The organism is Chitiniphilus eburneus (assembly GCF_005048205.1).
GTDB classification, from domain to species: Bacteria; Pseudomonadota; Gammaproteobacteria; order Burkholderiales; family Chitinibacteraceae; genus Chitiniphilus; species Chitiniphilus eburneus.
In genome coordinates this window covers 16,707-32,090 of record NZ_SUMF01000012.1, presented here as the reverse complement: position 1 = coordinate 32,090, position 15,384 = coordinate 16,707, and the positions used below count along the sequence as shown (strand labels likewise).

The 15,384-nt window shown below is 64.2% G+C and carries 12 protein-coding genes; 2 read left to right on the top strand and 10 right to left on the bottom strand.

The genetic code is table 11. The features are described 5' to 3' along the window. Positions 1 to 45 precede the first annotated feature (45 nt). Complete coding sequence (locus FAZ21_RS11575; protein ID WP_136773607.1) at positions 46 to 261, top strand: hypothetical protein; 216 nt, start codon at positions 46 to 48, stop codon at positions 259 to 261. On the opposite strand, the gene corA is transcribed toward FAZ21_RS11575, so the two are convergent. The 5 genes from corA to FAZ21_RS11550 form a co-directional block, all read right to left on the bottom strand. Continuing rightward, the gene (gene corA, locus FAZ21_RS11570; RefSeq protein ID WP_246038614.1) at positions 214 to 1,314 is read right to left on the bottom strand and encodes a magnesium/cobalt transporter CorA; all 1,101 of its coding nucleotides are present in this window, start codon (positions 1,312 to 1,314) and stop codon (positions 214 to 216) included. The genes FAZ21_RS11575 and corA overlap by 48 nt on opposite strands. Next, on the bottom strand, positions 1,272 to 2,735 hold the full coding sequence (locus FAZ21_RS11565) for a Ppx/GppA phosphatase family protein (protein ID WP_136773606.1): 1,464 nt from the start codon (positions 2,733 to 2,735) through the stop codon (positions 1,272 to 1,274). Before FAZ21_RS11565 ends, corA begins: the two co-directional genes overlap by 43 nt. Positions 2,736 to 2,856: 121 nt before the next feature. Continuing rightward, entirely contained in the window at positions 2,857 to 3,570 is a 714-nt protein-coding gene (gene phoU / locus FAZ21_RS11560; RefSeq protein ID WP_136773605.1) for a phosphate signaling complex protein PhoU, read from the bottom strand. Between the two features lie 185 nt (positions 3,571 to 3,755). Beyond that, entirely contained in the window at positions 3,756 to 4,412 is a 657-nt protein-coding gene (gene rpiA / locus FAZ21_RS11555; protein WP_136773604.1) for a ribose-5-phosphate isomerase RpiA, read from the bottom strand. Between the two features lie 109 nt (positions 4,413 to 4,521). After that, complete coding sequence (locus FAZ21_RS11550; RefSeq protein ID WP_136773603.1) at positions 4,522 to 5,124, bottom strand: MarC family protein; 603 nt, start codon at positions 5,122 to 5,124, stop codon at positions 4,522 to 4,524. A gap of 217 nt (positions 5,125 to 5,341) precedes the next feature. Here FAZ21_RS11550 and FAZ21_RS11545 point away from each other — a divergent pair, with 217 nt between their 5' ends. Further along, positions 5,342 to 5,554: a hypothetical protein gene (locus FAZ21_RS11545; protein ID WP_136773602.1), complete on the top strand. Its 213-nt coding sequence runs from the start codon at positions 5,342 to 5,344 to the stop codon at positions 5,552 to 5,554. 82 nt (positions 5,555 to 5,636) lie between these two features. On the opposite strand, the gene FAZ21_RS11540 is transcribed toward FAZ21_RS11545, so the two are convergent. From FAZ21_RS11540 to FAZ21_RS11520, 5 genes are all read right to left on the bottom strand, one after another. Next, the gene (locus FAZ21_RS11540; protein ID WP_136773601.1) at positions 5,637 to 7,286 is read right to left on the bottom strand and encodes a chitinase; all 1,650 of its coding nucleotides are present in this window, start codon (positions 7,284 to 7,286) and stop codon (positions 5,637 to 5,639) included. A gap of 338 nt (positions 7,287 to 7,624) precedes the next feature. Continuing rightward, positions 7,625 to 9,118, bottom strand: coding sequence for a carbohydrate-binding protein (locus tag FAZ21_RS11535; RefSeq protein ID WP_136773600.1), 1,494 nt, complete (start codon positions 9,116 to 9,118; stop codon positions 7,625 to 7,627). Positions 9,119 to 9,198: 80 nt separating this feature from the next. Further along, complete coding sequence (locus FAZ21_RS20860; protein ID WP_246038613.1) at positions 9,199 to 10,752, bottom strand: carbohydrate-binding protein; 1,554 nt, start codon at positions 10,750 to 10,752, stop codon at positions 9,199 to 9,201. A 275-nt stretch (positions 10,753 to 11,027) separates the two neighbouring features. Then, the gene (locus FAZ21_RS11525; protein ID WP_136773672.1) at positions 11,028 to 12,683 is read right to left on the bottom strand and encodes a chitinase; all 1,656 of its coding nucleotides are present in this window, start codon (positions 12,681 to 12,683) and stop codon (positions 11,028 to 11,030) included. Positions 12,684 to 12,817: 134 nt separating this feature from the next. Then, positions 12,818 to 15,349, bottom strand: coding sequence for a glycosyl hydrolase family 18 protein (locus FAZ21_RS11520; RefSeq protein WP_136773599.1), 2,532 nt, complete (start codon positions 15,347 to 15,349; stop codon positions 12,818 to 12,820). Positions 15,350 to 15,384 lie beyond the last annotated feature (35 nt).

Here is a 15,384-nt window from a genome sequence, read left to right as displayed (position 1 = left end):
GGCTCTGCGCTAACATTTCTTGACAAGCTCTCGCAGGAGATGCCCATGTCCAGCTTGCCATTACCCCAAGAAGAGTTGCTTTTCTTTGTCAACCGTAGCGAAGAACGTCGCAAGGTGGTCGCTATGGAGCCGCCTTACGTAACCGAGGAAGGCCTGGTGCTCTACGACCGTCGCAGCGGCGACGAACGCCGCGAGCATCCGCCACAACTCGTGTCAAAACCAGCGTCGCAGCTTGAAATAGCCAATCAGCCCCGCCGCTAGGATACCCATCGCCCCCAGCACCAGAAAGTACCCGTCCTGCCAGTGCAGCTCCGGCATGTTGTCGAAGTTCATGCCGTAGATGCCTGCCACCAGTGAGAGCGGCATGAAAATGGTGGTCACGGCGGTCAGCATCCGCATCTGCAGGTTCATCCGATTGGACTGCAACGCCAGATAGGTGTCCTGCAAGCTGCCCACCAAATCCCGCAGCGCTTCCGTGCTTTCGATCAACTGCACCGTATGATCGTAGACATCTCGCAGGTAGAGCTGCGTTTCGGCATGAAAGAAATCCGGGTCGTCGCGCTGCATGACGTTGACCACTTCCCGCGTGGGCCACAGCCCGCGTTTCAGATAAAGCAGCGCGCGCCGTAGATTCTGGATTTCGTTCATATGTTCCGGCACCGGGCCGGCGGCGATGTCGTCGTCCACCAGCTCGATCCGCTCGCCCAACTTTTCCACCACACCGAAATAGCGATCCACCAGCTTGTCCAGCAGCGAGTAGACGAGATAATCCGCGCCCAGCTTGCGAATCTGCGACTGCGCGTTCTTCAGGCTCTCGCGGATGCTGTTGAAGGTGCCGGTCGGCTTTTCCTGAAAGGTGAGCACAAAGCCGCGACCGAGGACGATGGCGATCTGTTCGCTACCCAGTTGATCGCCTTCTTCCAGGTGTACCAGTCGCGCGATGATGAAAAGATAGCCCGCGTAGACTTCCACCTTGGGGCGCTGTTCGGTGTTGAGGATGTCCTCCATCACCAGCGGGTGGAGATTGAAGCGCCGCCCCACATACTTCAGCAGTTCCACATTGCCCAGACCATGCAGGTTGAGCCAGAAAGTCTTCTGCTGTGGCGTGTACTGCTTGCCTTCCTCCAGCGAAGTAAAGCGCGTTTCGAAGAACGCCCCTTCGTCCGGGCCGAACTCGATCAATGTGGCCAGTGTGTCTTCCGGATTGTCCGGTCCGACATAGCGCAGCGTTCCCGGCGGGCTGCCCGCCTTGTCCGCACGGGGGTGATGTCTCAGACGGCTTGGATGCGCAGCGGCTTTCCGGCCTTTTGCCATACGTCGGCTTCCTCGTTCAAAGCGAATCGGATCACGGGTTGCTGGTCCAGCCAGCGCGACGGCAGCGTCAGGCAATAGCCATCGCCTGTGGTTGCGAGGGCCAACGACGGCAGGTGCGGCGATGCCGCACGGGCGCGATACAGCAGCGTTGCCAGCCGCAACGCCAGCACCGCATGCCACATCGATGGCGAAACGGGCACCCTCAGCACGCCACGCTGCGCCGAGACCAGTACCGCCATCCGCTCCTGCTCGGGTAGCGAAAACCCCGCCAGGTCAGCATGCCGCAAGAGATACGCCGAATGCTTGTGAAAATCAGCCTGCGCGATACTCACGCCCACTTCGTGCAGCAATGCCGCATCCGCCAGGCTCCGCCGTAACGCCGGCTCGTCGGATGTCACCTGGTCGAACAGGCTTCCTGCCAGCAATGCCACACGCTCCGCCTGCGCGCCATCGACCCGGCAATGCCTCGCGAACGCGGCAACGGTGCGATCCCGCACATCGACCGCGCGACGACGTGCCATGAGGTCGTACATCACCCCGTCCCGCAATGCCCCGAAGGTGATGTCCATCTGCTCGATGCCGAATGCGTCGAAAACCGCCGCCATGATGGCAAAGCCGCCGCCCATCACGGGACGGCGATCCTCGCGGATGCCGGCCAGCTTCACATGGTCGATGTGCCCGGCGCGCAACAGCGCCTGCCGTAGTTGCCCCAGGCCGGACCGCGAAATACCTCGCGATGACAGGCCATTCGCCTCCAGCACATCCGCCAGCGCGCGCGCGGTACCGGACGTTCCGATCGAGGATTGCCAGTGCGCCTTGCCGAAATCCGCCTCGAAGGGTTGCAAGGCACTCCGCGCCGCCAGCTCCGCCTCGCGCAACCGCGCTTCGGAAAGGCCCCCATCGGGAAAGAATCGCGCGCTCCAGGAAACGCTACCCAGCGGTACGCTCTCGGTACACAACGGCGTGAACTGGCGCCCGACGATCAGCTCGGTGGAGCCACCACCGATATCGACCACCAGGCGACGTTCCTTGGAAGACGGCAGGCTGTGCGCGGCCCCCAGATAGATCAGCCGGGCCTCTTCGCGCCCGCCGATGATCTCGATGGGGAAACCCAGCGCGGCTTCGGCGCGTGGCAGGAATACGGTGGCATTGTTGGCCACCCGGAAGGTATTGGTCGCGACGGCACGCACCTGGTCCGGCCCCAGTTCGGCCAGCACCGGCGCGAAGCGGGCCAGCGCGGCCACCGCTTCGTCCTGCGCGGCGGCGGTCAATGTCCCCTCCCCGTCCAGACCGGCGCCCAGTCGCACCGTTTCCTTCAAGGTCGTCACCGGGCGGGGACTGCCACTGACGACCCGGATCACTTGCAGGCGAAAACTGTTGGAACCGAGATCGACAGCGGCGATCAGGGGGCGATCCGGCATGGCGCGGTCCGTCGGGAAAGATGGCGCCTAACATAGCGGTGGCCCCGGCCTTTTGCAAACACCGGCGCGGCGCGGCAACGAAAAAGGCGGCCGAAGCCGCCTCGATCGCAGAAGGACAGGGTTACTCGCTCGGCGAGGCCGTCACCACGCGGTCCATCTCTTCGACGCTCTTGTGGCGCACGTCCTGGCCCTTGACCAGATAAACCACCTGCTCGGCCACGTTCACCGCCAGATCGCCGATCCGCTCGATCGCCTTGGCGATCCACAGGATATCCAGCGTCAACGAAATGGAACGCGGGTCTTCCATCATCACGGTGATCAATTGCCGTTGCAGGCCGCGGTACTCCGCATCCAGCACCTGGTCGGCGCGCTTCACCTCCGTGGCGGGCACGGCATCGAGCCGGGCAAAGGCATCCAGCGCGCGCGAAAGCATGTCCAGCGCCTGTTGTGCGATGTGATTCAGTTCGGCAAAGCGCGGCACCTGGAGCTTGCCGGCTTCGTAGATGTTCTTGGCGCGCTGGCAGATGCGGGAGGCCTTGTCGCCGATGCGTTCGAGATCCTCGACCGACTTGATCACCGTCATTACCATCCGCAGGTCACCCGCGGCGGGCTGGCGACGCGCGATCATGTGGATACACATGTCGTCCAGATCCAGGTGCATCTGGTCCACGCGGTCTTCCTGCTCCAGCACCTTTTCGATGATGCTCATGTCGCCCGTGGCAAGCGCCTGCATTGCCAGCCGAACCTGTTCTTCAACCAAGCCGGCCATGCCCAGCACGCTCGAACGAATGGCTTCGAGCTCGGCATCGAACTGCTTGGAAATATGTTCGGACATGCGTCGTTTCTCCGGCTTACTGATCATGGCAAATTAGCAGGTCCAGGTTACATAAATGTTTCAAAACCCGTTCACATCGGAATGATCGAATCGTCATGGCGACGCAGTGTGCACGGGCCCCAGGCAATCAGTGTAGAGGCGCCCGCCTGCCTTGGCGAGCGCCCCCGGCCGGAATGTGGCGCCGTTCAGCTATAGGTCTTGACGCCGTCGCGCGTGCCCAGCAACAGCACATCGGCACGCCGACGCGCGAAGATGCCATTGGTCACCACGCCGACGATCTGGTTGATCTCGGTTTCCAGCTTGGTGGCCTCGGTGATCGACAGCCCGTGCACATCGAGAATGACGTTGCCGTTATCGGTCACCACGCCCTCGCGATAGGCGGGATGTCCACCCAGCTTCACCAGCTCGCGCGCCACGTAGGAGCGCGCCATCGGAATCACTTCCACCGGCAGCGGAAACTGTCCCAGCACGCTGACGTACTTGCTTTCGTCGGCAATGCAGACGAAGCGTTCCGCCACGGCGGCGACGATCTTCTCGCGCGTCAACGCGGCACCGCCGCCCTTGATCATCTGCAACTGGTGGTTGATCTCGTCCGCGCCGTCCACATAGACGGGCAACGCATCGATGCCATTGAGGTCGAACACGGCGATGCCATGGCCCTTCAAGCGCGCCACCGACGCCTCCGACGACGATACCGCGCCCACGATGCGCCCCTTGATCTTCGCCAGCGCGTCGATGAAGTAATTGGCGGTGGACCCCGTACCAACGCCGACGATGCAGTCTTCCGGAATATGGGCAATGGCGGCTTCGGCCGCGGCGCGTTTCATTTCGTCTTGGTTCATCGATGGCTCCTGGTTCGCATGCGGGAAAATGGCGAGGATTGTAGTGCCAAACCTTGGCACGCCCTCTGCTCGCGATCAAGCGGCGCCAGCCAGTGTGGCCGCCGCGTACTCAAACAAGGCTGGAGATGTAATCCCGGATGCCGTCGAGCAGCATCTGGACCGCGATCGCGGTGAGCACCAGCCCCATCAGGCGCTCGAACGCCGTGGTCACCCGTTCGCCCAGCCAGTGGCTGATCTTCTCCGCGAAAGCCAGCGTCAGCGCGCAGACGATCATGGTCAGCGCCAGGGCGGTCACCCATTCCCACAACCGGGCCGGCTCGCGCGATACCAGCAGCAGCACCGTCGCCAGCGCCGATGGCCCGGCGATGAGCGGAATCGCCAGCGGTACCACGAACGGTTCGTCCGTCGGGTGGTCGGCACCGTTGCCATGTGGCGCCGGAAACACCATGCGCAGCGCGATCAGGAACAGGATCACGCCGCCCGCGATGCCCAGGGACGTTTCCGACAGATGCATCACATGCAGGAACTGCCGTCCGAACAGCATGAAGGCGAACAGCACGCAAAACGCCACGGCAATTTCGCGGACCACCACGATCGTACGTCGCTGTGGCGCCACGTTGCGCATCTGGGAAACGAAGATCGGCAGGCTGCCGAATGGGTCGGTCACCAGCAGCAGCAGGACGAAGGCAGAAAGAAATGAAGTGGATTCCATCCAGGCATGCTAGGCATCCACCGCGCTACCGCCATCGGGGCGAACCCTAGCCAGGCAAATTTCCTTGAAATAGGTCAATGGCGGTGAAATTGACAGGCCATTTCGATACACGGCCGAAATGCTCATCCACTGATCGGCGCTACCGTTCATCCCGGAACCAACGCCGCTCACGATCTCTCATAGTGGAGTCCTTTCCCGGACCACTAGGAGATCAATCATGGTACGTACAGCTACGATCGGCTTGCTTGCCGGCTTGCTTGCGCTGAGCACGGTGCCTGCTTTCGCCGATGACGCTTCCACGCTCAGCGAGAACGACTCCACTGTCGCCAATGCCCCGCCTCAATACCGCAACCTCAACGTGCCCAACGACGAAAAGCCGGACAACGTGATGATGCGCATCCAGATGCGTGGCGGTCCCAGCAGCAACTGAGATCGCACCGGCAGTCCTCTGCTGTTGCACATGAAAAAACCGGGGCCAGGGCCCCGGTTTTTCTTACCACACTCCGCCGGGATTACGGCAGAGTCTTCAGGTGGCTCTTCACCGGCGCGGAGAAGTTGTAGCCGTCGTGCTTGTCCCAGTTGATCGACCAGGTCATCACGCCACGCGTGGTCGGATAGGCCTGCTTCGGCTTGACGGTGCCGCAATCGACCAGCTTGGTCAGGCAGTTCATCGACTTGTTGATCACATCGGTGGTCACGAAGCCGGTGTTGGCCGAACTGCGGCCGCTCGGTACCCCGAAGGCCACTTGGTCCGGACGCAGGCCCTTGAATTCCCAACCCGCGCCACCAACGGTCTTGAAGCCTTCGATCAGCATCAGGCTGCCGCCGACCAGACCATCGACCGTGCCTTCGTTGAGCTGGCCATACGGCGTCCACAGGCCACCGTTGTTGTAGTACTGCACGTGGATCATGGTCAGATCGTCGCGCAGACCATCGATGATCGGCAGGTAGGCCCCCCAGATACCGGAGTACGCCACGTAGCCGCCCTGCACGTACGGGTGCTCCGGCGCCATCGACAGATAGAACGTCGGGCCGACCTTGGCCTTCAGTTGCTTCATCGCGGTGATCAGGTTGTTGATGATCGGAGTACCGAGCACCACACCCGCGCCGCTTTCCAGATCCAGGTCGATACCGTCCAGGCCGTACTTGTTGATCAGGTTGTACAGGCTGTTGACGAAGTTGTTCACGTTTTCCGTGGTGTTCAACGTCATCCGGCCTTCCTGGCCACCCAGCGACAGCACCACCTTCTTGCCCTTGGCGCGCTTGGCGGCGATGTCGGCGATGAACTCGGCCTCGGTACCGCCGTTGGCGTCCAGCGTGAAGGTCACATTGCCGTTACCGGCATCTTCACCGAACGACAGCATGATCACGTCCCAGTCATCCGACACGTCGCGGATGCGCATGGTCGGGCCTGCCGGGTTGGTGAAGTTGTGCCAGTAACCGATCAGCGCATGCTTGGGCAGGCCATCGTTGCCCGGGATCGGTGTCGGAGTCGGCGTCACGACCGGGGTCGGGGTGGGAGTGACCACCGGCGTCGGGGTCGGCGTTACGACCGGAGTCGGCGTCGGGGTGACCACGGGGGTCGGCGTCGGCGTCACGACCGGCGTCGGGGTGGGGGTCACCACTGGCGTCGGCGTGGTGCTGCCGCAGTTGCCCAGGTTCTTCCACACGCCCCAATCGCCCGATTGAGCGGGGTTGTCGCCCTGCGTCCACCACTTGGCTTCGTAATTCACGCCGTTGTAGGTCACACGGGCACCGCCGTTGTAGACCGAACCGGCAGCCCAGGCCTGATAGCAAGCGGTGTTCGCGGGAGTCGGGGTCACCACCTGAGTCGGGGTGGGCGTCACGATCGGCGTCGGGGTCGGCACCACCGGAGTGGGCGTCGGGGTGACGGCGGGGGTCGGTGTCGGCGTCGGGGTGCCGGTCGTCACACCCAGGTCCTGCCACAGCGTCGGCGTGGAAGCGGGGTTCCAGTTGGCGCCGGTATAGGCGGTATGGGTGACCAGTGCCTTGTAGTCGTGACCGTTGTAGGTCACCACGGCACCGGCGTTGTAGGTGCTGCCTTCCTGCCAGGCGGGCGCGGCGTGCGCGGCCATGACGCCACATGCAACGACGAGCGCGGCCAGCAGCCGGCTCACCCGGGGGGTGATACGTGCGTTCATTGGATTCCTCCATCCATGGTTTTTCGTCTAGTCGGCCGGTTGACGGGGTCACCTGCCGTGCGCTCTCTGTTTACGCCGCGCTGTAAGGCATGTCAATCGCCTGGACACGCCGGGAAAATTAGAAAAAACAGATACTTGCTGGATAAATCCGTTCATACGGTGAAATCCAACGATTATCGGCATATTCCGAGTGTTATCCGGCTCACTTGTCAGGACATTCGCATACCAGCGGGTGTCAGAAAATCGCCATTGCGCGACGATGCGCGCATTTATGCCCAGACATGCACAAAATGAGTCGGCCTTCGTCATCAAGACGAAGGCCGACTCAGCACTCTCGGTTAGAAGTCCATGAAGATCCGGCTGAAGTCCCACTGGTTCTGCACGATACCGCTGCACTGCCAGTTGGCGACGGTGCTGCCGGCGCAGTTACCGTTGTCACGGCCCAGCGACCAGAAGGTCAGCATCCCCATCCCCTGCTGCCTGGCGAAGTCGCGCACCAGGCGTGCATCGGCGAGAGTGAACACTTCGACGGGGGTGTCGTTCTGACCGATCATCGCGGTGGCCGACAACATGCCCCAGTACTGGGCATCGGTCTTGCCGGGCCACAGGTTCTTGATCTGGGCATGCACCTTCTGCAACGCCAGGATCGAGCGGGCGCCCATCTGGTTACCGGAAACGCCGTCGTAGTAATCCATGATCATCGGATTGACCAGGCTGACCTCGACGCCGGCATTCTTGGCCGATTGCAGCACGTACAGGTTCTCGCCGTTGAAACCGCCGTCCGGGTTCACCCCCAGGGTGTACGACACGAACACGGTCTTGCCCTTGGCCTTGGCGCGATCCTGCAGGATCTTCACCGCGGCATTGCGGCGATCGACCACGGCCTGCTCCAGGTTGTTGTTGCCCGGGGCATTTTCGGGGTCGAGGTCCAGACGGTTGGTGCCGAAGCGATCCAGCACGTTCTCGTAGGTGGTTGCCAGCGCGGAGGCGTCAGTGCAGCTACGCGCCAGGTCGTTGGCATTCCAGCCACCCGAGGACACGATCACATTGCCGCCGAACGCCTTGAGCGAGTTGGCCTGACTGAGGAGGCCCGCTTCGCCGGTCGGCCAGCCACCGTTGCAACCGCCCGCCGAGTTGAAGAACGCCAGCGAGACATAGCGCCCGCCCGTGGCCTGCGCCCAGGCCGACAGATCCATGCTGCCACTCACGTCGATGTACGGCGCGAAGCGGATCGACGATACCGGCGTGGGAGTCGGCGTGGTGGGGGTGGGCGTCGGGGTCACCGGTGTGGGAGTCGGCGTCACCGGCGTCGGGGTCGGCGTAACGCCACCGGTACAGTTGCCGATGTTTTTCCAGACACCCCATTCGCCCGACTGCGCCGGGTTGTCGCCTTGCGTCCACCACCGCGCTTCGTAATTCACGCCGTTGTAGGTCACGCGGGCGCCACCGGTGTAGACACCGCCGCTGGTCCAGGCCTGATAGCAGGTGGAAGGCGTCGGCGTCGGGGTGACCACCTGCGTGGGCGTCGGGGTCACGACCGGGGTCGGCGTCGGCGTCGGGGTGACCGTCGGCGTGGGGGTCGGCGTCGGCGTGCCGGTGCTGACACCCAGGTCCTGCCACAGCGTCGGCGTGGCGGCCGGGTTCCAGTTGGCGCCCGCATAGGCGGTATGCGTCACCAGCGACTTATAGTCGTGGCCGTTGTAGCTCACCACCGTGCCGGCGGCGTAGGTGTTCCCTTCCTGCCAGGCCGGCGCGGCGTGCGCGACCATCACGCCACCGGCCAGTACTGCGGCCAGCAGCAGTCGCGTCATGCGCGAGGTTTGCTGTTTCATCGTCTCCATCCTCCTTGTGATTGACGTACTGCGTCATGCCCGCCGCCGGCCCGTACCGGCGCCGGCGACGGTGAATCCGCTCAGTAGCGGATGTTCGGAAAATCCCGCTTCGCCTGCTGGAACTGGGCTTCCCGCTCGGCCGGCCAGCCGAAGGCCTGCGTCGCCATCGGCTTGAGATCCTTGCCGGCGGCGCCACTCATGAAGTGGATGTACTCGCCCCAGTTCAGGTTGCGGGTGTAGTCGCGACCGTTGTTGGGGAAGTACTGCCCCAGCAACTGGAAGTACTTCACCATCACCTGCGCATGGCCATGGTCACGCCACAACGGGTAGAACCAGTCGCGGAACCAGTAGGTGCCGGCACGCGGGAAACTGTCGCTTCCGACGATCCAGCGGTTGTAGACATCGCTGGCCTGCTGGGTCATGCCGAGCGCGACGTAGGCGTCGTAGATGTAGAACTCCATCCACTTGCTGTCGCCCCACAATGGGAAGGCGGGTGAACCATGCTTGCCGCTGGCGATCGATTCGACCACGTGCCCCGTCTCGTGCGTGACCACCTCGTACTGCGGATTGATCCAGTTACCGCCCCCCACATCGCTGACATTGCGGTAGTCGTGCGAGGCGTCGTAAACGGTGGAGGGATGGCCGCCCCAGTACTTGCTTTCGTGATGCAGCGAATACAGGCGATCAGTGCTCAGCGCCGTACCGTAGGTTTTCTGCGCGTACTGCCACATCCGGGTCAGGTACGGCAGCATCCACTTACCGGCGTCGCGATTCACCTCGGCATCGAAGTAGATGGCGACGGTGTCGTTGTAAGCGATCAGCGCCATGTTCTGCTGATGCTCGAACCAGTGCTCCTGCCAGGTCGCCGGTGGCGCCGCGAATCGCGGCGGCGTGGCCGCGGTGCCGGGGCACGTGCCGCCCGCCTGCCAGAGCAGCGGCGAGTTCGACGGTACCCAGTTGATGCCCGGCCCCAGCGTATGCGGCAGCAGCGCCCGATAGTTCTGGCCCTGATAGCGCACCACGGTGCCTTCGCCATAGCTGCCGCTGGCGGTCCAGTCGGCGCAGGAGGGCGTGGGGGTAGGCGTGGGTCGTGGCGTCGGCGTAGCCGTGGGTGGCGGGGTCGGCGTGGGTTGCGGCGTGGTCGCGCCGCAGTTGCCCAGCGTCTTCCACACCCCCCACTCGCCCGACTGGGCGGGGTTGTCGCCCTGTGTCCACCACTTGGCTTCGTAGTTCACGCCGTTGTAGGTCACTCGCGCGCCGCCGTTGTAGACCGCGCCACTGCTCCAGGCCACATAGCAGGTGGCGGGCGCGGGCGTGGTGTTCGGGGTGGGTGTTCGGGTCGGTGTCGGTACCGGCGTCGCGGTGGGCGTCGCAGTCGGGGTGGGATTGCCACCACTGCTGGCGCCCAGATCGCGCCAGAGCGTCGGCGTCGCGGCCGGGTTCCAGTTGGCGCCGGCATAGGCGGTGTGGGCAACCAGCGCCTGGTAGTCGTGGCCGTTGTAGCTGACCACGGCACCGGCCGCGTAGCTGCTGCCTTCCTGCCAGGCGGGTGCGGCCTGCGCGGCCATGATGGTCAGGGCGAACAACAGCCCGCCCAGCACACGCCGATGGCGTGCCTTGATTACGCTCTGCATTTCACACTCTCCATATCCCGAATGGGGGTGGCGGCGCCCTGATGGGTCTTTCCGCCGGAACCGCGCTCCCGGTCCGGAAGCGATGACGGGCCGACCGCTCGGCGTCATCGCCCCCGGATCGGTGGCGGCTTTTTGCGCGCCGGTGACAACACCCGGCAAGACATCCCGACAAGCAGCGCGAACACGTGGTACGACCCGTGAACACGATGCCGCCAGGAGGGGTTGTCCTCGGCGCTTATGGGCCCGGCTTGCGCCGGGCCGATGCTGCTAAGCCATCAAGGCATGGCGTTGAAGTACGCGCGATGCTGGGTCGAGAATTCAAAGTTGTTGAACTTGTCCCAGTTGATCGACCACGTCATCAGGCCGCGCATGTTGGGGTAGCTGGCCGAAGGCTTGTAGTTGCCGCAGCTGGTGGCCTTCATCAGGCAGTTCAGCGCGGTGTGAACATCCGCCACGCTGGTGAAGCCGCCGCCCGCATTGCCATTGGCCGGCAGGCCGATGGCCACCTGCTCCGGACGCAGCGCCGGGAAGTTGAAGTTGGTGCCAGCCACCTTGAAGCCCTTCAACAACATGTCGGTCATTGCGACGTGGAAGTCCGCGTTGCCCATCGTGTGGTACTGGTTGTCCAGCCCGGTGATGGGGCCGGAGTTGTAGTCCTGCACGTGCAGCAGCGTCAGATCGTTACGCAGGGCGTAGATCACCGGCAGGTAGGCGCCAGCGCGGGTGTCGCAGCCGGAGCAGGTGCCGCCGTAGAAGCTGTAGCCCAGTTGTACGAAGAAGGTTTCCGGCGCCATGGTCAGCGTGAACTTGCTGCCGTACTTGGCCTTCAACTGCTTCAGCGCGCTGATCAGGTTGACGATCACCGGCGAGGTCGGGTTGGCGACATCGTTGTCCCCCGCGTTCAGTTGCAGCGAGTGACCTTCGAAGTCCACATCCAGGCCATCCAGGCCGTACTTGTCGATGATGGCCGACACCGAATTGACGAAGGCGGTCGCGGCGGAGGGGCTTTCCAGGCGCACCTGGCCGTTGGCGCCACCGATCGAGATCAGCACCTTCTTGCCCTTGGCCTGCTTGGCCTTGATGGCGGCGATGAATTCGGCTTCGGATTCGACGTTGGGACACTCGGTGGCCGGGCACTGCTTGAACGCGACCTGGCCGCTGGTCGACGAAGTCGGCTCGGCGAACGACAGGTTGATCACGTCCCAGGCATCCGATACGTCCGCCATGCGGATATAACCCGAGCCATTGGCGAAGCTGGCGTGCAGATAGCCGACCAGCACATGCTTGGGCAGGCCGTCACTACCAGGCGTCGGCGTCGGGGTCACCGGAGTCGGGGTGGGTGTGACGGGCGTCGGCGTCGGGGTCACCGGGGTCGGCGTCGGGGTGACCGGCGTCGGGGTCGGCGTGACGGGGGTCGGCGTCACCGGCGTCGGCGTGGTGCTGCCACAGTTGCCGATGTTCTTCCACACGCCCCAGTCGCCCGATTGCGCCGGGTTGTCGCCTTGCGTCCACCACTTGGCTTCATAGTTCACGCCGTTGTAGGTCACGCGCTGGCCGCCGGTGTAGACCGAGCCACTGTTCCAGGTCTGGTAGCAGGCGGAAGGCGTCGGGGTGACCACCTGCGTGGGCGTCGGGGTCACGACCGGAGTCGGCGTCGGCACCACCGGCGTCGGAGTCGGGGTGACCGTCGGCGTGGGCGTCGGCGTCGGCGTGCCGGTGCTGACACCCAGGTCCTGCCACAGCGTCGGCGTGGCGGCCGGGTTCCAGTTGGCGCCCGCATAGGCAGTATGCGTCACCAGCGACTTGTAGTCGTGGCCGTTGTAGCTCACCACCGTGCCGGCGGCGTAGGTGTTCCCTTCCTGCCAGGCCGGCGCGGCATGCGCGGCCATCACACCCAGCGCGAAGACCGCGCTGGCCAGGATACGGGTCATCAATTTATTGGGGTACTTCACTCTCCATCCTCCTTATGGGCACTGCAATGGGTGGCGCGCACCGGCGCGCTCCCGACCAAAAGCCGGCGCCCCGCCCCGAAATCGGGAGCGGGGCTGGCGGCTTCAAAAACGCTTTACTTGATCGACTTGATCAGCTCCTTGCACTCGGCCGCGGTGACGTTCTCGCCGCAGGTGGCGATCTGGTCTTGCGGCTTGCCGTCCGCCACGTCGCTCACCAGCGTGTTGCCGAGCACGTGATTCACGGCGTTCAGGTTGTAGCCGTTGTCCTGTTCGATCTGCCAGAAGAACACCCCGGCCAGGCCCTTGTCCTTGGCGTACTGCGCCTTCAGGCCGGCGGTGCGCGGCGTTTCCAGCGAGATGTACGACCAGCCGCTGGCCCCGATCGGGTTCACCGCGAAGTCGGCGTTGGACTGCTTGTCGGTGTAGAGGTGGTAGCCGTTACGGGGCTTGATCTCGCGATCCAGATAGTTCTGGTAGAGGTCGTAGCCTTCGACCACGCCTGCTTCCCAGCTCCCCACGCCGGCGATGCCGGTGATGAACGCCATGCCGCTCCAGTTCGGATCGCCAAAGCTGGAATCACCCTTCAGGCCGTTGGTGTACTCGGTGATGTCGCCCGGCAGGATGGCTTTCGAGCGGTGGTAGTTGGCCACGCCGATCATCATCTTGTTGAACGGCACGCCGTACTGGCGGTTCAGGTACTCGATCATCCAGCTCGCCGACGAGCCGGTGGACGAGCCATTGGCGTTCGGGTTGTTGTAGAGCGGGGTGTGATGGCTGATGTTGCGTTCCCACGCACCGGTCAGGTCGTAGGTCATCACGTACAGCCGGTCGAGGTACTTGTTGATTTCGGTCCAGGCCAGCTTGTCGATCTTGCCCTGCGTGGCCGGGATCGCCGACGACAGGCGATACTTCTTGCCGGTCTTGACGGTGAGCCAGTCCAGCGCCGCGCGCAGATCCTTCAGCAGTTGCAGGTAGTTCTGCGGATCGTCGGGACGCGCCATGCCAGGCACCGCGCCGTCGCTGGCGGGGTATTCCCAGTCGATGTCGATGCCGTCGAAGTCGTAGCGCTCCAGGAACGCAACGATGGAATCGACGAACACCTTGCGCCGCGTGGCATCGGAAGCCATCCACGGGAAACCCTCGGACAGCGTCCAGCCACCCACCGACAGATCGAGCTTCAGATTCGGATTGGCCTTGCGCAGGTTGTACAGCACGCCGAACACACCGCCCACGTCGTCCTTGCCGATCTCGTACATCCCTTCGATGCCGGAAATCTTGGCGGTCTGGCCGCCCGGCTGGTTACGCAGGAATGCGGCTTCGTAGTCGGCCATCGCCATCGCGCCGTCCGGCAGCTTGGTGGTGCCCAGGCCGCAGGTCCGGTTGACCGCGGCCGGCGCGGTGGTCGGGAAACCCGGGTCCTGGGTGTTCTTGGCGGCGGGGAAGCAGATGCCCGCAAAGCCGTACACCAGGCGGTCCAGGTTCTTCACCGGCAGCTTGCTGAAGTCGAAGCGGCGGCCATAGATCGCCCAGTCGCCCAGGTAGGCCACGCGTTCCTGGCCAGCGGCGGTGCTGTAGACGTTGTGCTGCGTGGTCAGCGTGCCGGGGGGCAGTTTGGCGACGCGGCCGCCGGTATCGGCATCGAAGCCCGGATGGTTGCCACCCGGATCGGTGGCAGGGTTGATGCCGCCGCGCGTGCCGGCCGGCGCGGTGGACGCGGTATTGGCAATGCGGGTGGCGCTGACGGCGCCCGCGGGCTTGACCACGCCGGAGTTCGCGTTGCCGGTCACCGGCTGCGCGGTGCCGTAGTTGATGTTGTTCGGCACGGATACCGGGCAGAGATCGCCATTGGGCACGCCGACCAGCTTCCACTGGTTGGTGTAGACCGTGCTGTCGGGCGGAATGGCATAGGTATCGACCAGTGCCTCATACGCGGCGCCCTTGTAGCCGACGACCTTGCCCTTCGGGTAGATCTTGGTGGCTGCCCATTCCGGTGCGCAGAACGGCGTGGTCGGCGCAGGCGTCGGGGTGGGGCCGCCCGGGGTCGGGGTCGGCGTGGTGCCGCCACATGCGGTGTCGGGCTGGAACAGCGCGGCGACGCTGGCTGGATCCCAGCCGGCCTGCGCGGTATGGGTGACCAGGGCCTTGTAGCTCTTGCCGTTGTACAGCAGCGACGAACCGGCGGTGATCGACAGGCCGGGCGCCCAGGTCGGGCAGGTGCCTGCGGGCGGAGTCGGCGTCACCGGGGTGGGCGTGGGAGTGACGACCGGCGTCGGGGTCGGCGTCACCACGGGCGTCGGGGTGGGTGTCACCACCGGCGTGGGAGTCGGGGTCACCACCGGGGTCGGCGTGACGATGGGGGTGGGGGTGACGGTCGGGGTCGGCGTCACCACGGGTGTGGGCGTCGGGGTCGGCGTGACGGCCACTTCCTGCCACAGCGTGGGCGTGGCGGCGGGATTCCAGTTGGTGCCGACATAGGCGGTGTGGGTCACCAGCGCCTTATAGTTCTTGCCGTTGTATTGCACGATGGTGCCGGCGGAATAGGTACTGCCTTCCGCCCAGGGGGCAGCGTACAGTCCGGCGGCGGTAAACAGCGCCACCAGGCCGGCCACCAGCAATCGGCGAGGATTGCGATTGTTACGGTTCATATTGCTCACTCCATCTCGTTTGAATGACGCCTGTC